This window comes from Labrys okinawensis (genome assembly GCF_002982075.1).
GTDB lineage: Bacteria > Pseudomonadota > Alphaproteobacteria > Rhizobiales > Labraceae > Labrys > Labrys okinawensis_A.
This window is the reverse complement of the sequence record NZ_PUEJ01000006.1, coordinates 142,918-164,976: the sequence shown is the minus strand read 5'-3', so window position 1 is coordinate 164,976 and position 22,059 is coordinate 142,918. Positions and strand designations below refer to the sequence as shown.

General features: G+C 65.2%; 20 protein-coding genes. 11 read left to right on the top strand and 9 right to left on the bottom strand.

All coding sequences use genetic code 11. The features are described 5' to 3' along the window. Positions 1 to 9 precede the first annotated feature (9 nt). Genes C5L14_RS17835 through C5L14_RS17815 form a run of 5 tightly spaced genes read left to right on the top strand, consistent with a single transcriptional unit; the run spans position 10 to position 5,354 of the window. Positions 10 to 1,263: an extracellular solute-binding protein gene (locus C5L14_RS17835; protein WP_245443420.1), complete on the top strand. Its 1,254-nt coding sequence runs from the start codon at positions 10 to 12 to the stop codon at positions 1,261 to 1,263. A 32-nt stretch (positions 1,264 to 1,295) separates the two neighbouring features. Further along, positions 1,296 to 2,144: a carbohydrate ABC transporter permease gene (locus tag C5L14_RS17830; protein ID WP_105863408.1), complete on the top strand. Its 849-nt coding sequence runs from the start codon at positions 1,296 to 1,298 to the stop codon at positions 2,142 to 2,144. Further along, positions 2,141 to 2,980, top strand: coding sequence for a carbohydrate ABC transporter permease (locus C5L14_RS17825; protein ID WP_105863407.1), 840 nt, complete (start codon positions 2,141 to 2,143; stop codon positions 2,978 to 2,980). The genes C5L14_RS17830 and C5L14_RS17825 overlap by 4 nt, the downstream gene beginning before the upstream one ends. 10 nt (positions 2,981 to 2,990) lie before the next feature. Further along, positions 2,991 to 4,028, top strand: a complete 1,038-nt coding sequence (locus C5L14_RS17820; protein WP_105863406.1) for an ABC transporter ATP-binding protein — start codon at positions 2,991 to 2,993, stop codon at positions 4,026 to 4,028. Positions 4,029 to 4,070: 42 nt separating this feature from the next. Then, positions 4,071 to 5,354: an amylo-alpha-1,6-glucosidase gene (locus C5L14_RS17815; RefSeq protein WP_105863405.1), complete on the top strand. Its 1,284-nt coding sequence runs from the start codon at positions 4,071 to 4,073 to the stop codon at positions 5,352 to 5,354. A gap of 78 nt (positions 5,355 to 5,432) precedes the next feature. Here the strand turns inward: C5L14_RS17815 and C5L14_RS17810 are convergent, their stop codons facing one another. From C5L14_RS17810 to C5L14_RS17780, 7 genes are all read right to left on the bottom strand, one after another. Further along, positions 5,433 to 6,923: an HAL/PAL/TAL family ammonia-lyase gene (locus C5L14_RS17810; RefSeq protein ID WP_105863404.1), complete on the bottom strand. Its 1,491-nt coding sequence runs from the start codon at positions 6,921 to 6,923 to the stop codon at positions 5,433 to 5,435. Positions 6,924 to 7,066: 143 nt separating this feature from the next. After that, positions 7,067 to 7,846 carry an ABC transporter ATP-binding protein gene (locus tag C5L14_RS17805; RefSeq protein ID WP_105863403.1) on the bottom strand — a complete coding sequence of 260 codons (780 nt, stop codon included), beginning with the start codon at positions 7,844 to 7,846 and terminating at the stop codon, positions 7,067 to 7,069. Positions 7,847 to 7,857: 11 nt separating this feature from the next. Then, complete coding sequence (locus tag C5L14_RS17800; protein ID WP_105863402.1) at positions 7,858 to 8,580, bottom strand: ABC transporter permease; 723 nt, start codon at positions 8,578 to 8,580, stop codon at positions 7,858 to 7,860. 8 nt (positions 8,581 to 8,588) lie between these two features. Next, a complete protein-coding gene (locus tag C5L14_RS17795) occupies positions 8,589 to 9,302 on the bottom strand; it encodes an ABC transporter permease (RefSeq protein ID WP_105863650.1) in 714 nt (237 codons plus the stop codon). Between the two features lie 196 nt (positions 9,303 to 9,498). Further along, positions 9,499 to 10,353, bottom strand: coding sequence for a transporter substrate-binding domain-containing protein (locus C5L14_RS17790; protein WP_105863401.1), 855 nt, complete (start codon positions 10,351 to 10,353; stop codon positions 9,499 to 9,501). 171 nt (positions 10,354 to 10,524) lie between these two features. Then, on the bottom strand, positions 10,525 to 11,382 hold the full coding sequence (locus C5L14_RS17785) for a transporter substrate-binding domain-containing protein (protein ID WP_209432991.1): 858 nt from the start codon (positions 11,380 to 11,382) through the stop codon (positions 10,525 to 10,527). A 36-nt stretch (positions 11,383 to 11,418) separates the two neighbouring features. After that, positions 11,419 to 12,813, bottom strand: coding sequence for a formimidoylglutamate deiminase (locus C5L14_RS17780; RefSeq protein ID WP_105863399.1), 1,395 nt, complete (start codon positions 12,811 to 12,813; stop codon positions 11,419 to 11,421). A 110-nt stretch (positions 12,814 to 12,923) separates the two neighbouring features. Between C5L14_RS17780 and hutC the strand changes: the two genes are divergently transcribed. The 3 genes from hutC to C5L14_RS17765 all read left to right on the top strand — a co-directional run bounded on the left by hutC (position 12,924) and on the right by C5L14_RS17765 (position 17,168). Further along, the gene (hutC, locus tag C5L14_RS17775) at positions 12,924 to 13,727 is read left to right on the top strand and encodes a histidine utilization repressor (protein ID WP_245443419.1); all 804 of its coding nucleotides are present in this window, start codon (positions 12,924 to 12,926) and stop codon (positions 13,725 to 13,727) included. Positions 13,728 to 13,830: 103 nt separating this feature from the next. Further along, positions 13,831 to 15,504: a urocanate hydratase gene (hutU, locus tag C5L14_RS17770; protein WP_105863648.1), complete on the top strand. Its 1,674-nt coding sequence runs from the start codon at positions 13,831 to 13,833 to the stop codon at positions 15,502 to 15,504. Positions 15,505 to 15,977: 473 nt separating this feature from the next. Continuing rightward, complete coding sequence (locus tag C5L14_RS17765; protein ID WP_105863398.1) at positions 15,978 to 17,168, top strand: porin; 1,191 nt, start codon at positions 15,978 to 15,980, stop codon at positions 17,166 to 17,168. A gap of 273 nt (positions 17,169 to 17,441) precedes the next feature. Here C5L14_RS17765 and C5L14_RS17760 read toward each other — a convergent pair whose 3' ends face one another. Continuing rightward, a complete protein-coding gene (locus C5L14_RS17760; protein WP_105863397.1) occupies positions 17,442 to 18,974 on the bottom strand; it encodes an MFS transporter in 1,533 nt (510 codons plus the stop codon). 178 nt (positions 18,975 to 19,152) lie between these two features. Between C5L14_RS17760 and C5L14_RS17755 the strand changes: the two genes are divergently transcribed. Continuing rightward, positions 19,153 to 20,043, top strand: coding sequence for a LysR family transcriptional regulator (locus C5L14_RS17755; protein ID WP_105863396.1), 891 nt, complete (start codon positions 19,153 to 19,155; stop codon positions 20,041 to 20,043). A gap of 100 nt (positions 20,044 to 20,143) precedes the next feature. Then, positions 20,144 to 20,620 carry a VOC family protein gene (locus C5L14_RS17750; protein ID WP_105863395.1) on the top strand — a complete coding sequence of 159 codons (477 nt, stop codon included), beginning with the start codon at positions 20,144 to 20,146 and terminating at the stop codon, positions 20,618 to 20,620. Between the two features lie 124 nt (positions 20,621 to 20,744). On the opposite strand, the gene C5L14_RS17745 is transcribed toward C5L14_RS17750, so the two are convergent. Beyond that, on the bottom strand, positions 20,745 to 21,002 hold the full coding sequence (locus C5L14_RS17745) for a hypothetical protein (RefSeq protein WP_105863394.1): 258 nt from the start codon (positions 21,000 to 21,002) through the stop codon (positions 20,745 to 20,747). A 94-nt stretch (positions 21,003 to 21,096) separates the two neighbouring features. Here C5L14_RS17745 and C5L14_RS17740 point away from each other — a divergent pair, with 94 nt between their 5' ends. Then, a complete protein-coding gene (locus C5L14_RS17740) occupies positions 21,097 to 22,014 on the top strand; it encodes a LysR substrate-binding domain-containing protein (RefSeq protein WP_105863393.1) in 918 nt (305 codons plus the stop codon). The last annotated feature ends 45 nt before the right edge of the window (positions 22,015 to 22,059 follow it).

Here is a 22,059-nt window from a genome sequence, read left to right as displayed (position 1 = left end):
AGAGGATTTGTGAGCGGCGTTGCCCTGCTGGCCGCGCTGGCCGCACCCTCGATGGCGGGGGCACAGAACCTGCTGTTCTGGTCGACCCAGGCGACGCCCGTGGAGGAATCGCAGGCCATTCGCGACAATGTGCTGCCAGGCTTCGGCAAGCCCGTCACCTATTCCGCCCAGGAGGCCGGCCCGTTCATCACCCGTATCCAGGCCGAGCTGCAGGCTGGATCGGGGGCCATCACCGTGCTGGGCGGCCTGCATGGCGAGCTGGCCAGCATTCCCGACGGCCTCGTCAATCTCGACGGCGTGGTACCTGCCGGGGCCGTCGCCGAAAGCTATATGGGGTTCGGCAAGCTCGGCACGGCCGAGCAGAAATACATTCCCTGGATGCAGGCGACCTATGTGATGATCGCCAGCAAGCAGGCGCTGCAATATCTGCCCAAGGGCACGGACCTGCAGAAGATCACCTATGAGCAGTTCTATGCCTGGGGCAAGGCGATGGCGCAGGCCTCTGGCGGTCCCAAGATCGGCTTTCCCGCCGGCCCGAAGGGGCTGTCGCATCGTTTCTTCCAGGGCTATCTCCTGCCTTCCTTCACCGGCGCGGCGGTGGTGAAGTTCAAGTCGCCCGAAGCCGAGAAAATGTGGAGCGACTTCCGCGACTTCTGGCACGAGGCGGTGACGCCGGCCTCCACCTCCTATGCCTTCATGCAGGAGCCGCTGCTGAACGGCGAGGTCTGGGTGGCCTGGGACCATGTCGCCCGGCTCAAGGACGCGCTCAACCAGAAGCCGGACGATTTCGTGGTCTTTCCGGTGCCGGCCGGGCCGAAGGGACGCGCCAACATGCCGGTGATCACCGGCATCGCCGTGCCCAAGACCTCGAACGCGCCCGAGGATGCCAAGGCACTGGTCGCCTATATGCTCAAGCCTGAGACGGAGATCGCCATGGTGAAGGCGACCGGCTTCTTCCCGGTGGTCGACGTCAAGCTGCCCGACGACATGCCGGCCAGCGCCAAGATCCTGGGGCCGGTGGTGGCGGCGCAGAACGCGGCGACCGATTCCCTGCCCGTGCTGCTGCCGATCGGCATCGGCGATGCGGGCGGGCGCTACAACAAGGTCTTCTCCGATACGTTCCAGCGCATCGTGCTCGGCGGCCAGCCGGCGCGCGAGGTGCTGGACCAGCAGGCGCAGTCGCTGCAGGCCATCCTCGACGAGAAGAAGGCCCCCTGCTGGGCGCCCGACCCCAAGAGCGAAGGGGCCTGCAAGGTTGAATAGCCGTAGCGTTTTGCTCCAAGAGGATCAAACCCGTGAGCAATGTCCGCGTTCTTCCCTATCTGCTGCTCGCCCCCGCCACGCTTTTCCTGGTGGCCTTCTTCCTGGTGCCGTTCGCCCAGGTCGCGGTGGAAGCCTTCACGCAGTTCGGCCAGGTCTCGACCGGCAATTTCCGCTCGATCATGAGCGACTGGAAGTTCTGGCCGGCGCTGCGCAACACGGTGGTGCTCACGGCGATCGTGGTGCCGCTGCAGCTCGCGCTCGCCCTGGCCATGGCGGCCCTGGTGATGAATCTCGGCAGGGGGCGCGATTTCGCCCTCTATGTCTTCACCATCCCGCTCGGCATCTCCGATCTCGCCGCCGGGCTGATCTGGCTGGCCATCCTGGAGCAGAACGGCTTCCTCAACAGCGCCCGCCATGCCCTCGGGCTGATCGCCGGCCCCCAGCTCCTGCTGGGCTATCAGAACATCGTCCTGCTCTTTGCCGCCATCGTGCTCGCCGAACTCTGGCGGGCGACGGCGGTGGTGCTGGTCATCCTGGTGGCGGGCATGTCGCTCATTCCGCGCGAATATTACGAGGCGGCGGAGGTGTTCGGCGCCGGGCCGTGGAAGCGCTTCGTCAGGATCACCCTGCCACTGCTGCGCCCCAGCCTGCAGACAGCGCTGATCCTGCGTACCATCCTGGCCTTCGAGGTCTTCGCCATCGTGCTGGTGCTGGCCGGCACCAACCTGCCGGTCCTGATGGGCGAGACCTATGGCTGGCAATTCACCCTGCAGGATCGTGCCGGAGCCGCTGCCTACGCCATGGCGATCCTGGCGATCTCGATCGCCCTGACCGTCTTCTTCCTATGGGCGCTGGGCGAGAAAAAGGAAGCGGTGTCATGAGCGGGGCCGTCGTGACGCAAGACGATGCGGGTACCGCCGCCCCGGCTCGCTGGGGCCTGCGCATCGCCGCCATCGTCCTCTGCGCCTGGGTGCTGGTGCCGATCTATCTGCTGGCGGTGGATGCCTTCAATGCGCCCGCCGCGGTGACGGGCTGGCCCAAGCGCTTCTGGCCGGCCTTCGATCTCACCAGCCTCGCCTTCTTCTGGAACTATGCCGGCGTCACCAGGGCCCTGATGAATTCGCTGCTGGTGGCGGGGCTGACCATGGTGCTCTCCATCCTGATCGGCGCACCGGCCGGCTATGCCCTGGCCCGTTTCCGCTTCAGGGGAAAGGGCGCCTTCCGCATCCTCGTATTGATGACGCGCGCCTTTCCCCTGCCGCTGCTCGCGCTGCCGCTGGCGGTGTTCTATCTGCGTACCGGCCTCGACGACACGCTGCTCGGCCTGGCGCTGATCCACACCGTGCTGGCGCTGCCCTTCGCCATCCTGATCACCTCCTCGCTCTTCGTCAGCATTCCCGTGGAGCTGGAGGAGGCGGCCTGGGTGTTCGGCTGCAACCGGCCCCAGGCCTTCGTCAGGATCGTGGCACCCTTGGCGCTGCCCGGCATCGCGGCCTCGGGCGTGTTCGCCTTCGTCACCTCCTGGAACGAGGTGTTCGCGGCGTCCGTGCTCACCGTGCAGAACCAGACCCTGACGGCCTTTCTGCTCACCAGCCTCGATGTCTCGCCACTGCCGCTGAAATTCGCCGGCGCCTTCGTGCTGATCATCCCGGCCCTGATCTTCCTGTTCCTGGTGCGGAAATATCTGTTTTCGCTCTGGGGCATCGCCAATCGCTGAGGAGGGCCCGATGGCCGACATCGAGATCCGGGGCGTGCGCAAGAATTTCGGTTCCTACACGGCGCTGCACACGCTCGACCTCGCCATCCGCGACCAGGAATTCCTGGTGCTGCTCGGCGCCTCGGGCTGCGGCAAGACCACGCTGCTGCGCATCGTCGCCGGGCTGGAGACGGCGAGCGGCGGCGAGGTCCATATCGGCGGCAGGCGGGTCGACGGGCTGCCCCCACGCGACCGCGGCATCGCCATGGTCTTCCAGAACTACGCGGTGTTCCCCCACATGACCGTCTTCGAGAACATCGCCTTTGGCCTGCGCATGAAGAAGTTGCTCAACCAGGAAGTCGAGCAGCGCGTGAAGCGCGCGGCCGGACTGATGCATATCGACCAGCTGCTGCAGCGTTATTCGGGCCAGCTCTCCGGTGGCCAGCGTCAGCGGGTGGCCGTCGCCCGCGCCCTGGCCGTGGAGCCGGCCGTCCTCCTGATGGACGAACCGCTTTCCAACCTCGACGCGCTGCTGCGGCTCGAAATGCGGGCCGAGCTCAAGGGCATCCTGCAGGAAAGCCGTACAACTACGATCTATGTCACCCACGACCAGGTCGAGGCGATGAGTCTGGCCGACCGCATCGCCGTGATGCATCAGGGCCGGATCGTGCAGGCGGCACCAGCGACGGAGGTCTATGCCTATCCGGCGACCCGCTTCGTCGGCGGTTTCATCGGCAATCCGCCGATGAATTTCCTGCCGGCCTCGGTGGCAGGTCCGATGGCCGAAGTTGCCGGCCTGAAACTGCCGGCGCCAGCGACATCCCGGCCGGTCGAGTTCGCCATCCGGCCCGAGGAACTGACGCCGGGCGGCGAGGGGCTGACGGGACGGGTCAGGGTGGTGGAGCCGCTCGGCCCGCATCAGCTCGTCTCGCTCGATGTCGGCGGCCACCTGTTCCGGGCCATCGTCGACAATGATCGTGAAGTCCGCCCCGGCGAAAATCTCACTTTGGCGCCGCGCCCCGGTAGTGTGCGCTGGTTCGACGTCGAGAGTTCAGCGGCCGTGCTCTGACGACATCACCCCCTTTCATGACGAACGCATTGGGAGCCTTTCATGAGCCGACTTGACCGTGCCGCTGCCTTCGAGCGGGCCGCTGCCGTGCTGCGCGAGAATGATCGCGGCGCCTACACCATCCCCACCAAGGGGCTTTATCCCTTCCAGTGGAACTGGGATTCCTGCCTGACGGCGCTGGGGCTGCGCCATCTCGACGAAGCCAGGGCCTGGCAGGAGGTCGAGACCCTGCTCGATCATCAATGGCCGGATGGCATGGTGCCGCACATCGTCTTCCACGTCGACGACGACGGCTATTTCCCTGGCCCCGGCGTCTGGCGCACCGGCCGGCCGGTGCCGACCTCGGGCATCACCCAGCCGCCGGTGCTGGCTTATGTGATGAAGCGCCTCCACGACGAGGCCGGCGACCGGGAGCTTGCCCGGCGCAAGGCGCAGGCCCTGCTGGCCAAGGCGGAGGCCTGGCATCGCTGGTTCTATGCCTGCCGCGATCCCAAGGACACCGGGCTCGTCGCCATCATCCATCCCTGGGAGTCCGGCCGGGACAATTCGATCGACTGGGACGAAGCGATGATGCGCGTGCCGACCGACGGGGTGGAGCCCTATGAGCGCCGCGATACCAAGCATGTCGATTCCGCCCAGCGTCCGCATAAGGCCGACTATGACCGCTTCCTCTGGCTGCTGCAGCGCTTTCGCGGCCTTGGCTGGGACAATGCCAGGCTACACGAGGCCTCGCCCTTCAAGGTGGTCGATCCGGGCTTCAACGCCATCCTGATCCGCTCGGACAGCGACCTCGCCGAGCTTGCCGAGACGCTCGGCGAGCCCGAGATCGCCGCCCGGGCCCGAGAGCGCGTCGCCAAGGCGAGAGCGGCCTTCGAGACGCTCTGGAGCGACACTTTCGGCCAGTATCTCTGCCTCGACCGCGTCTCCAACCAATTGATCGACAGTCCCTCGATCGGCGGATTGCTGCCGGTCTTCGCTGGGCTGGGCGGCGAAGCGCGGCAAAGGAGCATTGCCGGCCGCATCGAGGCCTGGCGCAAGCGCACGCGCTTTGGCGTGGCCAGCCACGATCCGGCGGACCGGCGTTTCGAATCCAAGCGTTATTGGCGCGGGCCGGCCTGGATCATCGTCAACATGCTGATCGCCGACGGGCTCCGGCGCTGCAATCTCGCGGACGCCGCCGCCAAGGTCGAGGCCGGCAGCCTGGCCCTGATCGAGGAGAGCGGCTTTGCTGAATATTACGACCCGATCTCCGGCGAGGGCCTCGGCGGCGGCCATTTCACCTGGACGGCCGCCATGGTGGCCGAACTGGTGAAGCGGGCGGCTTGAGCTTGTGGGAGCCGGCTTGGTGGACGCGGGGTTCCTTTACCCTCGCCATCGAGGGGAGGGTAAAGAATCGGCGCCGTCTCAGGCCGCGGTGGCGTCCGCCCGGCGGATGATCCCGCGCGCGACGGCGATGTCGCCCGCCAAGGGACGGTCGTCGCGATAGGGCGGCAGGGCCGTGCGCACGTCGCGATAGAAGGCATCGGTGCCGGGCGCCTTAGCGAGGTCTTCGGCCTGAAGGTCATAGGCCTGGGCATCGGCGATGAGTTCGATTGCCAGGATGTGCTCGACATTGTCGAGGATCTGCAGGGCCTTGAGGGCCGATGGCGTGGCGTGGCTGAGATGATCCTCCTGCAGGCCCGAGGTGATGCCGCCGTCGAGGCTTGCCGGGCTGGCGAGGCGCCGGTTGAGCGCCACCAGCGAGGCAGCGGTGTATTGGGCGATCATGAAGCCGGAGGAGACGCCGCTGCCCACGGCGAGGAAGGCCGGCAGGTCGCTGACATGCGGATTGACGAGGCGGTCGATCCGCCGCTCCGCCATCGCCGCCAGCTCGGCCACGGCAATGGCGAGCGTATCCATGGCGAGGGCGATGCCGGGCGCCACGGCATGCGCCTGCGAAAAGACCTCGGGCGCTTCGGGCGTGCCGAGCACGGCCGGGTTGTCGGTGACCGAGGCCAGTTCGCGGTCGACGGTGGCGCCGATTTCGGCAAGCGCGTCGCGCACCGCGCCATGGACATGCGGCACGGCGCGCAGGCTGAGCGGGTCCTGGGTCTGGCGTCCGGCCGCCGCGGCCAGGATAGCGCTGCCTTGGAGCAGCGCGCGTAGATGCCGCCCCGTCGCCTGCATGCCCTCGGAGATGCGCAAGGCGAGCGAGGCCTCGTCGAAGGCCCGCGGCTGGCCGCGCAGGTTTTCGAAGCTCATGGCGGCCGTGACGTCGGCCCAGCCGACCAGTCTTTCGCTGCGGGCCAGAGCAAGCGCGGCAAGGCCGGTGACGCAGGGCGAGCCGTTGACCAGGCTCAGGCCCTCCTTGGCCTCCAGCACCAGCGGCGCCAGCCCGATGCGGGCCAGCGCCTCGCCGCCTGTCAGTCTCTGCCCGTCGAGCACGGCGTGGCCCTCGCCGATCAGCACCAGGGCGATATGGGCCATGTGGCTGAGATAGCCGACCGAGCCAAGCGAGGGCACTTCGGGCAGGCAGTCATGCGCCAGCAGGGCCAGCAACTGCTCGACCACTGCGGGCCTGACGCCGGAATGGCCATGGGCGTAATTGTTGATGGCGGCGGCGATGATCGCCCTTGTCTCGGCCTTGCCGAGGGGGGCGCCGACGCCCACGGCATGGCTCATCAGGATGTTGCGCGACAATTGCCGCTGCTGCGGCCTGTCGACGATGACGTTGGCGAGGCCCCCCACGCCGGTGTTCACGCCATAGGCGAGGATGCCGCGCTCGACGATGGCGTCGACGATGGCCCGGGCATGGAAGAGGCGCTGCCGGGCAGCTTCGGAAAGGGCGAGTTCCGTCCCCTCGGCGATGGCGGCGATCTCTCGCCAGGCGAGGGGGCGGTCAAGAACGATGGACATGGGGAAACCAGGACGAGGAGGAATATCGGATAGGGAAATTGAGGACGAGATTGCGCAGCCCCTCCCCCTTACCCTCGCCCGTTCTTACGGGGAGAGGGTAAGGGGGAGGGGCGCCGCAACCCACCTGCCGTCGCGCCAGATCGTCAATGATGCTGGCTGGAGATGAACTGCTTGAAGCGTTCCGACTTGAGCTCCTTGAACAATTCGTCGGGCGAGCCGTCCGCCTCCACCTCGCCCTTGTGCAGGAACATCACCCGGTTGGAGACGTTGCGGGCAAAGCCCATCTCGTGGGTGACCACCAGCATGGTGCGGCCTTCCTCGGCAAGACCCCGCATCACACGCAGCACTTCGCCGACCAGTTCGGGATCGAGCGCCGAGGTCGGCTCGTCGAACAGCATCACCTTCGGCTTCATCGCCAGCGCCCGCGCAATGGCGGCGCGCTGCTGCTGGCCGCCCGACATGTGCGAGGGATAGTAGTTGCGGCGCTCGGCCAGGCCGACCCGCTCCAGCAGGGCCTCGGCCTCGGCGATGCACTCGGCCTTGGGGCGACCCAGCACATGCACCGGGCCCTCGATCAGGTTCTGCAGCACCGTCATGTGCGACCACAGGTTGAAGCTCTGGAACACCATGCCGAGTTCGGAGCGGATGCGGTCGACCTGTTTGCCGTTGGAGGGTTCGAGGCGGCCCTTCTTGCTGCGGCGCATCTCGACTTTCTCGCCGGCGACGACGATCTCGCCCTCGTCGGGCGTCTCGAGCAGGTTGATGCAGCGCAGGAAGGTGCTCTTACCCGAGCCCGAGGCGCCGAGAATGGAGATCACATCCCCCTGGTGGGCATCGAGCGAAATGCCCTTGAGCACTTCGTGATCGCCGAAACTCTTGTGGATGTTCTTGACGCTGAGCGCGATTTCGCTGGAAGCGGCCATGGCGTTTCCTTTCAGCCGACGATGGTGCGCGGTGTCTGCGCGCTCGGCGGCATGAAGCGCAGATGGGGAGAGAGCTGGCGCTCGGCGAGGCCGAGCAGGAAGATGATGACATAGCTCAGAGCGATATAGATGATACCGGCCAGAGCCAGGACCGGCACGTCGAGCAAGGCCTGGCGGCCAATTTTCTGGGCGATGCCGGTCATCTCGACCACGCCGATCAGTCCGGCCAGCGAGGTCGATTTCAATGTCAGGATCACCTCGGTCGAATAGGCCGGCAGCGCCTGGCGCAGGGCGATCGGCGCGATGATGCGATAGAGCAGCTTGAAACCGGACATGCCGATGGCACGCGCCGCCTCGATCTCCTTGGTCGAGACGGCCAGCAGGCCGCCGCGCAGGATCTCGGCCTGATAGGCGGCGGTGCAGAGCGCCATCACGAACACGGCCGAGGCGATGCGGTTCTTCAGCACCAGCCAGAACAAGGATTCCTTCATGAACTGGAACTGGGCCAGGCCGTAGAAGATCAGGAAGATCTGGATCAGGAGCGGCGTGCCGCGAAAAATGAAGATGTAGGTCTTGGCGATACCGGACAGCAACCTGTTGCTGCTCATGCGCATCCACAGCACGATCAGCGCGAAGACCAGTCCGAGCAGGACGGAGAAGATGAAGAGCATCAACGTCGTCGGCAGGACCGCCAGGATCTTGTTGAGGGCTTCCAGGGCGAAATCGAGACTCATGGCGGCACCTACGATCCCACCGGACGGCGGAAGCTCTTGGCTACCCGCCGCTCGCCGGCACTGAAGATCTGGGTCGAGAAGGTCGTCAGGATGAGATAGAGGCAGGCCGCCACGGTGTAGAACAAGAAGGGCTGTCGGGTCGATCCGTTCGCCTTGTTGGCGGCGTTCATGATCTCGACCAGGCCTGTGACGGAGATCAGGGCCGAGTCCTTCACGCTGAGCTGGAAGACGTTGCCAAGCCCTGGAATGGCAAAACGCATGATCTGCGGCGCGATGATGCGGCGAAAGCGCATGAAACGCGGCATGCCGATGGCGCGGCCCGCCTCGATCTCGCCCTTGGCGATGGCGGTGAAGGCGCCGCGGAAGACCTCCGCCTGGTAGGCGGCGGAGATCAGGCCGACGCCGAGGGCGCCGGCGAGAAAGCTGTTGATCGTGGTGCTGTTGCCGATGCCGAGCGCGCCCAGCGAATTGCCGATCACATCGACCACCCGGCCGAAATAGACCATGTAGATGATCAGCAGTTCGGGGGCTCCGCGCAGCACCACGGTATAGACATTGCCGATCAGGGTGGCCGGCAGGTTACCGGCGATCTTGGCCCAGGCGACCAGGGCGCCGACGATGGCGCCGATCAGCATGGCCGCGAGGGTGACGGCCAGCGTCATTCCGGCGCCGCCGAGGAGATAGAGCCCCCAACCGGTCTCGCCGAAGCCGAGCGTGGCGATCAGATAGGAGATCTTGTCGGACAGGCTGGTAATTACGTCCACAATTTGGCTCTCCTCTTAGGGTAGGCCAGAGAGACAGGGGCTATGGCTGCGATGCCGGCAGTTTTCGGCACCAAGGGGGCTGAAACCGACGGTGCGTCCTACCTGGCGGTCCTGCGGGGCGGCTGATGCCGGCCCGCAGAAGCGTCATCGGCGGTCAAGATCCCTTGACGGGGGTCACGTCGAGCTTGAACCATTTCAGGCTGAGCTTCTTGACGGTGCCGTCGGCGATGGCCGCGCCGATCGCCTTGTCCCACATCTCGCGCAGGTCGTTGTCGGACTGGCGGAAGGCCGGGCCGATACCCTCGCCCCAGATCGGACCGGCGATCTGGGCGCCGAGGAGGGTCATCTGCTCATTGCCCGATTTGGAGAAGGCGGAGGTGAAATAGGTGTCGTCGTCGAAGCCGACATCGATGCGCCCGCCCGTGATGTCGAGGTCGCGCTCGCCCGAAGTCTTGTACTCGGTGATGGTGGCGATGTCCTTGAAGTTCTCTTCGACGAATTTGGTGTAGACGGTGGCGGTCTGAATGCCGATGGTCTTGCCCTTCAGGGCTTCGCGCATCTTCTCCACCGTGCTCTTGTCATGGCCGGCCTCGCCCGTCAGCGTCACCGTGGTGCCGGTGCCGTCCATTTTGGCGAGGTCTCCGGTCTTCAAGCCGGCAAATCCCGCGGGAGTCTGGGCGTAGGGCTGCGAGAAGGAGACCTGCTTCTTGCGGTCGTCGGTGATCGACATCGCGTCCATGATCACGTCGAACTTGCCGCCATTGAGACCGGCGATCATGCCGTCCCAGTCCTGGGCAATGAATTTGCACTCGATCTTCATGCGGCCGCACAGATCCTTGGCGAGGTCGATCTCGAACCCATCCATGCTGCCGTCGGGCTTGGTCAGGTTCCAGGGCTCGTAGGCGCCTTCCAGAGCGATCGTGGCCGTCTTCCACTCCTTGGCCGGTGCGGGCATGGCCACAAGAGTGCTCAGCGCCAGCAGCGCCGAGGAGAGCAGATACTTCTTCATTGTCGGTTCCCCTTTGGGTTCTGCCGCCCGGTTTTCCGGATCGGCTTCATTCTGGATCGCCCTTGCAGTACCCCGGTCGGTCTTGCGCCGCTTGGCCGGGCGGCATCCGGGCGGGACGCGGTTCCCCTGCCCGGATGCCGGCGTGGTCGATGATCAGGACTTGCCTGCGCCTCAGGACTTGGTCTGAGGCGACATGTCGGTCTTGAACCACTTCATGCTGAGCTTCTTGATCGTGCCGTCGGCAAGGGCTTCGCCGATCGCCTTGTCGAACATGTCGCGCAGCTCCGGATCGGATTTGCGGAAGGCCGGGCCGATGCCTTCGCTCCATACCGGGCCGGTGATTTCAGGGCCGGCCAGCGTCATTTCGGAATGATCGGGGCGCGACAGCACCGAATAATAGAAGGTGACATCGCCGACGGTGGCGTCGACGCGGCCGGCAGCCAGGTCGAGGTCGGCCTCACCCACGGTCTTGTATTCGGTGACGGTGATGGTGTCCTTGAAATTCTTGGCCAGCCATTCGGCATAATTGGTCGCGACCTGCACGCCGACGGACTTGCCCTTCAGCGCTTCACGCAGGGTGTCGAGCGTGGCCTTGTCCTTGGCGGGGTCGCCCGACAGCGTCACGACGGTGCCGGTACCGGCGAGCTTGGCGAGATCGTTGGACTTCAGCGTGGCGAAACCGGCCCGCTCGCCGGCATAGGGACGCGAGAAGTCGATCTGCTTCTTGCGTTCCTCGGTGATGGACATGCCGTCCATGATCACGTCGAACTTGCCGGCATTGAGGCTCGGAATCATGCCGTCCCAGTCCTGGGCAATGAATTTGCACTCGACCTTGATGCGCCCGCACAAATCCTTGGCAAGGTCGACCTCGAAGCCATCCATGGTGCCGTCGGGCTTGGTCAGGTTCCAGGGCTCGTAGGCGCCCTCCAGGCCGATGGTGACGGTTTTCCACTCCTTGGCCTGGGCGGCCGGAACGCTGACCAGCGTCGCCAGCGCCAGGATGGCGGTGGAAATGAGGGTCTTCTTCATCATCAATTCCCCTATGTTGACAGCAACCTGCGCGCCTCAATGGCGGGCCAGGTTTCTGATCGCGGTCTTGAAGGCCGCATTGATGATGTCGTCCTGGTCGTGACGCCCGTCGCGGATACGCCACTGCCCCTCAACCATGACGTCACGCACCGTACGGTCGCCAAGCGCGAACAGCCAGCGATCGACAATAGCGTCATCCTTGGCGCTGTCTATGAAAGCATCGTCGCCATCCAGCACGACGAGACTGGCGATCATGCTGGGGGCGATGGCGCCGATGGGCTGGCCGAGGGCCTGGGCGCCGCCGGCAAGTGCCGCATCGTAAATATCGCGCCCGACCGAGCGGTGCGGGCCATTGGCGAGCCGGTTGCGCTTTTCGTCGCGCAGGCGCTGCGAATATTCGAGCGTACGCAACTCGTCGACCACGCTGGGGGAAACATGGCTGTCGGTGCCGATGCCGAAGCGCCCGCTCCGGGCACGATAGGCGACCGCGTCGAAGATGCCGTCGCCGAGATTGGCTTCCGTCGCCGGGCACAGGCCCGCCACGGCGCCGCTCGCCGCCATGCGCTGCAGTTCGGACGGATCGGCATGGGTGGCGTGGATCAGGCACCAGCGCTCGTCGACGGGCATATGGTCGAACAGCCATTGCATCGGGCGTTTGCCGCTCCAGGCGATGGAATCGTCGACTTCCTTTTGCTGTTCGGCGATGTGGATGTGCAGCGGCCCGCTCTTGGGCAGGCTCGCCATCAGAGTCTTCATTTCCTCGGGCGTCGCCGCCCGCAGCGAATGGAAGGCATAGCCGAGCGTGGCGCCCTGCGTCGCGCAGGCCGGGGCGAGTTCCGCCATCAGCCGCTCGAAGCCATCGACATCGTGGATGAAGCGGCGCTGGCCCTCATGCGGCGCGACGCCGCCGAAATTGGCATGGGCGTAGAAGACGGGCAGCAGCGTCAAGCCGATGCCGCTGGTCCGGGCCGCGGCCAGGATGCGCTTCGACATTTCGGCGCGGTCGGCAAAGAGGGAGCCGTTCTTGTCGTGATGCAGATAGTGAAATTCGGCGATCGAGCCGAAGCCGGCCTTGAGCAGATCGACATAGAGCCGGGTGGCGATCGCCTCGGCATCCTCGGGCGTGATCTGGCCGACGGTGCGGTACATTTCCTCGCGCCAGGTCCAGAAGCTGTCGCTGCCCGCGCCGGATACCTCGGCAAGGCCGGACATGGCGCGCTGGAAGGCGTGGGAATGCAGGTTGGGCATGGCGGGCAGCACTGGCCCCGATGCGATCTCGGCGCCATCGGCGCTGGCGTCGGCGGTCACGGCGCTGATCCGGCCTGAAACGTCGATCTCGATCAGTACATTCCGGGCCCAGCCATCGGGCAGCAGCGCCTGGCTGGCCAGGAGGCTGCGGTTGCTCTGGAGTTGTGGGCGGAAATCGGGCATGTTGTGTACCGACGAGTTCGCAACTTGTATATATAAGTTTTATACATAATTTTGCGATCATGGCAAGTGCCGCATGAGGCGGTGAGTCGATTTTGAGGAATGACGTCGTCATGAGCATGCCGCCGGACAGGAAGCCGGAGCCCGCCATACCTGCCACGCCGCTCTATGCCGAGGTGAAGCAGCACATCCTCTCGCGGGTGCGCAGCGGCGAGTGGCCGCCGGATCATCGCATCCCTTCCGAAAGCGAATTGGTCGAGCAGCTCGGGGTGAGCCGCATGACGGTGAACCGGGCGCTGCGCGAGCTCAGCCTCGAGGGCGTGCTGGTCCGCATGCAGGGCAGGGGCTCCTTCGTGGCGGGCGGCAACAGTCATTCGGACGTGTTCGCCGTCACCAATATCGCCGAGGAAATCCGCGGGCGCGGCCATGATTACAGCGCTCAGGTGCTGCTGCTCGATACGCTGAAGGCGACGCCCGATATCGCCGATCTCCTCGAACTGCCGATCGGCAGCCCGGTTTTCCATTCAATCATCGTGCATTGCGACAATGAGGTGCCGATCCAGCTCGAGGATCGTTTCGTCAATCCGGCGGTGGCGCCCGGCTATCTCGATCATGATTTTTCCCGGGTGACGCCCAATGAGGTGCTCAGTGCGGTGGTGCCGTGGAGCGAGGCGGAGCATCGCATCGAGGCGGTGCTGCCGCAGGCCTGGGAGTGCAAACTGCTGGCGATCTCGCGGGCCGATCCGTGCCTGCTGATCCGTCGTCGCACCTTCGCGACCGGCTGGGTGGGGGCGCCGGCCCCGGACGCCGGCGGTGGCGAGGAGGCCCTGCAGCATGTCGTCACCGCGGTCCGCCTGCTGCTGCCGGGCGGGCGCTACCGCATCGAGCATCGCAGGCATTCGAACAGGGTGGGGTGACTGCAGGGCCGATCTGAAGATCGATCTCCGTCTTCGGTTCTCCCTTGACAGATTTGCCGTTTTGCCGCTAACTTGTATATACAAGCAACAAGAGGTCATGTACATGCTCAGCAATGCCCGTTTCCGCGATGTCGAGATCCGCGCCCCGCGTGGCACTCAGCTCAATGCCAAGAGCTGGCTGACCGAAGCGCCGCTGCGCATGCTCATGAACAATCTCGATCCCGACGTCGCCGAGAACCCCAAGGAATTGGTGGTCTATGGCGGCATCGGCCGCGCCGCACGCGACTGGGAATGCTTCGACACCATCGTGCGCACCCTGAAGAACCTCAACAATGACGAGACGCTGCTGGTGCAGTCCGGCAAGCCCGTCGGCGTGTTCAAGACCCATGCCGATGCGCCGCGCGTCCTCATCGCCAATTCCAACCTGGTGCCGCATTGGGCGACCTGGGAGAAGTTCAACCAGCTCGATGCCGAGGGCCTGATGATGTACGGCCAGATGACGGCCGGCTCCTGGATCTACATCGGCTCTCAGGGCATCGTGCAGGGTACCTACGAGACCTTCGTCGAGGCCGGCCGCCAGCATTATGGCGGGGATCTCGCCGGCCGCTGGGTGCTCACCGCCGGCCTCGGCGGCATGGGCGGCGCCCAGCCGCTGGCCGCGACCCTGGCCGGTGCCGTGTCGCTCAACATCGAATGCCAGCAGCAGAGCATCGATTTCCGCCTGCGCACCCGCTATGTCGACAAGCAGGCCCGGGATCTCGACCACGCGCTCGAGCTCGTCAAGCATCATTGCGAGCGCAAGGAGGCCGTCTCGATCGCCTTGCTCGGCAATGCCGCCGAGATCCTGCCCGAGCTGGTGCGCCGCGGCGTCCGCCCTGACATGGTCACCGATCAGACTTCCGCGCATGACCCGCTGAACGGCTATCTGCCGATCGGCTGGACCTGGGAGGAATACAAGGAGCGCGCCCGCACCGAGCCGGCCCATGTCGTCACCGAGGCGAAGAAGTCGATAGCCGTGCATGTCCGCGCCATGCTCGATTTCCAGAAGATGGGCGTGCCGACCTTCGACTACGGCAACAATATCCGCCAGATGGCCAAGGAAGTCGGCGTCGACAATGCCTTCGACTTCCCGGGTTTCGTGCCGGCCTATATCCGCCCGCTGTTCTGCCGCGGCGTCGGCCCGTTCCGCTGGGCCGCGCTGTCGGGTGATCCGGCCGACATCGCCAAGACCGACGCCAAGGTCAAGGAACTCATCCCCGACGACAAGCACCTGCACAACTGGCTCGACATGGCCGCCGAACGCATCGCCTTCCAGGGCTTGCCCGCCCGCATCTGCTGGGTGGGCCTCGGCCAGCGCCACCGCCTCGGCCTCGCCTTCAACGAGATGGTGCGCAACGGCGAGCTCTCCGCCCCGATCGTCATCGGCCGCGACCACCTCGACTCGGGTTCGGTCGCCTCGCCCAACCGCGAGACGGAATCCATGCGTGACGGTTCGGATGCCGTGTCCGACTGGCCGCTGCTCAACGCCCTGCTCAACACCGCATCGGGTGCGACCTGGGTGTCGCTGCATCATGGCGGCGGCGTCGGTATGGGCTATTCGCAGCATTCGGGCATGGTCATCGTCTGCGACGGCACCGAGGATGCCGACCGGCGCCTCGCCCGCGTGCTGGTCAACGATCCCGGCACCGGCGTGATGCGCCATGCCGATGCCGGCTACGACATCGCCATCGACTGCGCCAGGGAGCAGGGCATGAACCTGCCGATGCTGAACAGGTAACACAGGGCGCCGGCTCTGCCCGGCCCGTGAAAACGTGGTCATGGCCATCCCGCGCGGTTGGCCGAAAGGCGGGTCTTCGTGGCCCGCCTTTTTCACGTGTGGCCGGGCATGTCCTTCTCCCCTTGCCCCTGGATCGCGGAAGCCAGCTTGCCTGCCGGATGCAAGGTGAAGTTGTGAAATAGTTTTGCTGCAATGTGACCTTTAAGTAACAATGGAGTCGAAAATCGCACGAGCTCCAATCGGAAGCCGGCAATTTTGGTTGTCGGCATAGGCCGATTGGTTCAAATTCGAATGGTAATTTTCAGATGCTCTAATTTTGCTGAGCTCTACGGCCTCATTCTGGCTCGAAGACTTTTTTCTGTCGTATTGCAATTGAAAATTGTTTGGAGGAAATTGTGATTAAAAGAGCATTTATTTTAGGAACAGTCGCCGGCCTTACCGGTTTTGCCGCTGCTCATGCGGCGGATCTTCCGATGACCAAGGGCGAGGCCGTCGAATATGTGAAGGTCTGTACGGCCTTTGGCCCGGGCTTCTTCTATATTCCGGGCAGCGACACCTGCCTGCGCATCGGCAGCGAGTTCCGCATAGACTATCGCATCTATGGCGGCGGCAAGTTCAATCGCGACGACAACCGCACCGCCTTCAACACCCAGGCCCGTGTCTGGTTCGATGCCCGCACCGAGACCGAATACGGCCTGCTGCGCTCCTATTTCCAGATCAATGCGGACAGCAACACCGCCACGCGGGTGAACGGCACGGAACAGCGCAACCGCTTCACCATCGATAAGGCCTTCATCCAGTTCGGCGGCCTGACGGCGGGTTATGCCCATTCCTTCTTCGGCTTCTACGACAACGACTATGGCAACACCATCTTCGGCCCCTATTACGCCCAGTCGAACACGGTGAACCTCATAGCCTATACGGCACAGTTCGGCGGCGGCTTCTCGGCCACCCTGTCGATCGAAGATGGCCGCGATCACCGCCAGAACGACGTGTTCGCCTATCAGGGCGGCCAGCAGGTGCCGGATGTCGTCGGCGTCCTCCGGCTCGACCAGGAATGGGGAACGGTGGCGCTCCAGGCCGCGGCCCACCAGTTCCGCAGCGCCTCGCGCTATGACAATGGCACGCCGGACGATCCTGCCGACGACGTCGCCCTTCGGCATCAGAACAAATGGGGCTATGCGATCGGCGGCGACGTGCTGATCAAGATCCCGCAACTCCAGGACGGGCATCTGGTGATCGAAGGCCAATATGCCGACGGTGCGCTGGACTATCTGGGCGCCGACAACCTCTATGCCCTCCGCTCGCAGGACTTCTACTACCGCAACGGCTTTTCGCGGCTGGAAGCCGGCAAGGGCTGGTCCATTACGGCGGAACTGGGCGGCAACTTCACGCCGCAATGGGGCTTCAACATCGTGCCGAGCTATATCGACACGCGCTATGACGGCGCCGGCATCAATGGCCAGGACCTCAAGGCCAAGGAATACGCCATCACCGGCAACCTGACCTACATGATCGTCAAGGGCCTGTCGGTGACGGGCGAGGTCTCCTACATCCGGTCCGAGTTCGATCGCGAACTCGGCAACGAAACCTTCGCCGATGTCAGGCCGAAGGAGAAGCTCAACTCGGTGGTCGGCGGCATCCGCATCAAGCGGATGTTCTGAGGTCATTACCGCAATCGATACCGGCTCGGCATATGAGAAAAAGGGGGCTCTTCGGCCCAATGCAGTTCACTTAAGCGTTTCGGGGTGCTCGACCTTTGTCATTGCCGGCTTGACCCGGCAATCCAGCTCTCCGACGGTTCGTCCGTGCGGCTTCTGGGTAGCCGGGTCAAGCCCGGCTATGACAAATTCGGAGCGGTTCCTGCTTAAGTGAACCGTATTAGCGCTTCGGCCCCCTTTTCCGTGGTCGTAAGGCTGGTTGCCGATGTACGGCGTTCAGCCGTTCGCCGAGGCACAGACTGTCTCTGCCGGGACGTCGTCCCGAGGCGTTTCCCGGCGCCCGAGAAAGACGAAGACCACGACGGCGGTGACCACGGTGATAGCGGCCAGCAAGAGCAGCAGCGTGGAGAACGCACCGCCATAGGCCTGGATCAAGGCCGGGCGGGCCAATTGCGGCAGCGCGCCGGCGGCACCGGCAACGTCGCCCGTCACCAGCTTCTGGGCGCCCTCCCGGGCATGCGCACCGGGAAGGTGGCCTGATGTTAGGGCCGAGAGCACGGCGCTGACGATGGCAAGCGCCACGCCCTCGCCGGCGACGCGGACGGTGGAGAAGATGCCGGTCGCCATGCCGGCCCGCTCGCTCGGCACCACGGAGACGGCGAGACCGTCCATCAGGCCCCAGGGCAGGCTGATGCCGATGCCGATCACGGCCATGGGCGCGAGCATGGCGTTGACGTCGCCGCCGGCCGGCATGAAGCTCAGCCAGGCAAGTCCGGCTGCTGAGACCAGCAGGCCGAGGCCGCAGATCACGGCCGGCGCGATCCAGCGTGAGAGCCAGCCGGCCAGGAGCGGCAGAACCAGCAGCGGGGCGGACAGCGCCATCATCATGCGGCCGGCAGCAACCGCGCCGACGCCCTCGATGCCGACGAAACGGATCGGCAGCAGGATCAGCAGCACCACGAAGGCATAGGCGGGCGCGGCCGCCAGCAACTGCACGCCGACGAAACGCCCGTACCGGAACAGGCTGAGGTCGAGCATCGGGCGGGGCGAGTTGAGTTCGATGCGCACGAACAGCGCCATCAGCGCGAGCGCGCCGACGAGCAGGACGATGACGAGCGGATCGCTCCAGCCGCTTTCCGGCGCCTGCAGGACGCCATAGGTGAATAGGGTCAGTGCGAGGGTGAAACTGGTCGCGCCCGGCCAGTCCAGCCCGCGAGCCTGGGGATCGCGGGATTCCCGGAGCACGGCGACGCCGATGACGAAAGAGACCGATGTCAGCGCGACGACGGCGAGAAAGATGCTGGGCCAGCCGAAGGTCGCGCTCATCAGGCCCGAACTGATCGGGCCGAAGGAAAGGCCGGCGCCGAAACTGGCGCCGACCACGCTGAAGGCACGCATGCGCGCGCTGCCGGAAAATTCCTGCGCCAGGGCCGCCATGCCGCCCGCGAAGGCCGCGGCAGCGGCAAGCCCCTGGAGAGCGCGCAGCAGGTCGAAGATCAGGATCGAGCGCGCGCCCACCAGGGCCAGCGAGGCCAGGGCGAAGCCGGCGGTGCCGGTGAGGAAGACACGCTTGCGGCCGAAGCTGTCCGATAGGGCTCCGGCGGCCATCAGCGCGCTGCCGAAGGTCAGCATGAAGGCATTGGTCACCCAGTTCAGGGCGATCGGGCTGCCGCCCAGCGTTTCGGCGATGGCGGTCAGCGCCACCGCCGGTCCCGTGAAGGTCAACGGCATGGCGATGGCAGCAAGGCAGACGGACAGCAGGATGAGCGCCTTGTGGGCCGCGCTCGGAGCCAAGGTTCGATCTGTCATGGAATCTTGCTCGAAAGAGGGGTGGCAGGTCGCCTGCCAGCGGGGCGCTCGGTGGGGAGGCTTGCCCCGGCAAAACGGCTCGACCCGTTGCGAGCAATCTATTCTTGCCGCATTATTGAGGAAATGGGGGCGTTGTTCCGAAGATAACGGAACAAAATTCCGTAATAGCGGAGAGTCTATGGACAGGAGCGGCAATCTCACCGCTTTCGTGCGCACGGCGGATCTCGGCAGTTTCGCCGCAGCCGGGCGCGTGCTCGGCCTTTCGGCTTCAGCCGTGGGCAAGTCGGTGGCAAAGCTTGAACACGATCTCGGCGTCCGCCTGTTCCAGCGCACCACCCGCACCATCCGCCTGACGGAGGAAGGGCGCCTGTTCCACGAGCGCTGCCGGCGCGTCCTCGACGACCTCGACGACGCCTGGGCCATCGTGGCGGGTTCGCGCGACGCTCCGCGGGGCAGGCTTCGGGTGTCGACGCCGGTCGTCACCTACCACATCCTGATGCCCCTGATGCCGGAGTTCACCGCGCTCTATCCGGAGATAGATCTCGATTTCGATTTCAACGACCGGCTGGTCGATCTGGTCGAGGAAGGCGTCGATATCGCCATCCGCAGCGGCGAGTTGCCGGATTCCCGGCTGATGTCGCGGGTGTTCTGTTCCTTCCGGCAGATGCTGTTCGCTTCGCCCGCTTATCTCGAGCGCCATGGCACGCCGCTGAAGCCGCGCGATCTCGACGGCCATCTCGCCATCCGCTACCGCTTCCTCAACAGCGGCAGGATGTTGGAATGGCCGCTGATCCTGCCGTCGGACGAGCCGGAGCCGCGCCCGCGCACCGTCTTCACCTGCAACAATATGGAAGCCATGCGCGGCGCCACGCTCGGTGGTCTCGGCATCGGCGTCATGCCGGACTTCCTGGTGCACGATGCCGTCGAGGCCGGAACACTGCGGACCGTGCTGCCCGATCATGTGGGCGGGCCGCGCAATTTCAACATGATCTGGCCGTCCAGCCGGCATCTCTCGCCGAAGGTCCGCGTCTTCGTGGATTTCATGCAGGCCCGTCTCGGCGGCGTGTAAGCATGAAATCCGCGGTCGAGACACATGGCAATGTCGGATCGGCAGGTCTTCCCTCGTCCTTGGGGCATTCGCCCGCAAGGGTCCATCGGAGGAAAATGCCATGTCCAAGATTTCGCCGTGCCTGTGGTTTGCCGGAGAGGCCGAGGAGGCCGCCAATTTCTATGTGTCGCTGTTGCCGGATTCGCGCATCGATCATGTGCAGCGCAACGTCGCGGATGGGCCGGGCGGCAAGGCCGGCAGCGTACTGATGGTCCGCTTCACTTTGGCGGGCGAGAGCTATCTCGCCCTCAATGGCGGGGAGAAATGCGAATACAACCACGCCGTCTCTTTCCACATCGACTGCGCCGATCAGGCCGAGATCGACCGGCTGTGGCAGGCGCTGGGCGAGAAGGGCGAATTGATACATTGCGGCTGGCTCAAGGACCGCTATGGCGTGCACTGGCAGATCGTGCCCTCGATCCTGCCCACGCTGCTGGCCGATCCCGACCAGGCCAAGGCGCAGCGCGTGATGGCCGCCGTGCTGCAGGCGATCAAGTTCGACATCGCGGCGCTGCAGAAGGCGTATGACGGGGTATAATAGCAGGTTGTATGACGGTCACTCCTCCTGGGATCGCCAGCATCCTGCTGGCTCTTGGAGGCGGGGCGTGCGGCGGTAAAGGCCAGCAGGATGCTGGCGGTCCCAGGACGTCCTCGATACCTGGCTAGCGGGCGGCGATTGCGGTTCCCCGTAAGGCCTGGCGCGTTGGTGTCCGGCGCGCGGCCGCCTCGCCTGGATTGCACGCGAGCACACCCGTATTATGGCCGGGCGGCGGCGGTGGTTCCAGCGGCAGGTCGGCCAGCTCCCGCAGGGACATGGCCTGCAGGCTGGGATGGTCGAGCGGCTCCAGGCCGCGGGCCGGCACCGCCGACAGGCGGGTCCAGCATTCCTGAAGGGTCTTGAGTATCCTGACGATCAGCATGGCTGAAATATTCCTGAGTTCCTGCTGCGGAATCTCTGGCAAATCGGGCAGAAAAGAAATGGAGTTCTGCGCTGGAATCCTATAGAAAAACTATATGGATACTCTGCTGCGATATCAGCTCGGCGCCTTGCGGGCGGTCGAAGCTGCCGGCCGTCTCGGCTCGATGGCGAAGGCCGCCGAGGAGCTCGGCGTCACCGTCGGCGCGGTCAGCCAGCAGGTGCTCAAGGCCGAGCAGCGCCTGGGGCGGCCGATCTTCACGCGCGGCCCGAAGGGGCTGGTGCCGACACCGCTCGGCCAGTCCCTGCTCGCGGGCCTCACCCGGGGTTTCCGGGAGATCTCGCAGGCCCTGGCGACGGCGGAAGCCCGGTCCGAGCATGTGCTGACGGTGACGGTCGCGCCGGTTCTCGCCGCCAAATGGCTGGTGCCGCGCCTGCATCGTTTCCATGAGGCGCATCCAGGCCTGCAGCTGCGTATCGATGCCTCGGTCGAACGGGTGGATTTCGATACCTCGGACGTCGATGTCGGCGTGCGCGTGGGCGCGGGCCCCTGGCCGGGGGTGAGGGCGGATTACCTGATGGATCAGAGCCTGTTCCCGCTCTGCTCGCCCGCGTTGGCCGCCGGCATCCGGGAAATCGAGGATCTGGTCAGGCTGCCGGCCATCATCGACTATAATTCGCCGGAAAGCTGGCCGATCTGGCTGGCGGCCTATGGCAAGGCAGACCTGCCGCTCGCGCCGGGCCCGGCCTTTTCGGATGCGGCGCTGTGTCTCGATGCCGCGATCGCCGGCCAGGGCGTCTCGATCGGCTGGCAGACCCTGGCACAGGATGCACTGCGCGACGGGCGCCTGGTTTCGCCTTTCCCGCGCCCGGTTCAGACCGGCCTGGCCTATTGGCTGGTGAGCTCGGCGCGCCGCAAGCCTTCAGCCAAGGTAAAGGCTTTCGAGGCCTGGCTGCGGGCCGAGCTGGCCGATGCCGGGGCTGAGCCTCCTGGAGCAAAGCGCGTTCAGGACTGAACGCTTTTTTGCTCTTGCCCTTTGCTTCGACGCGTCTTTGCGATT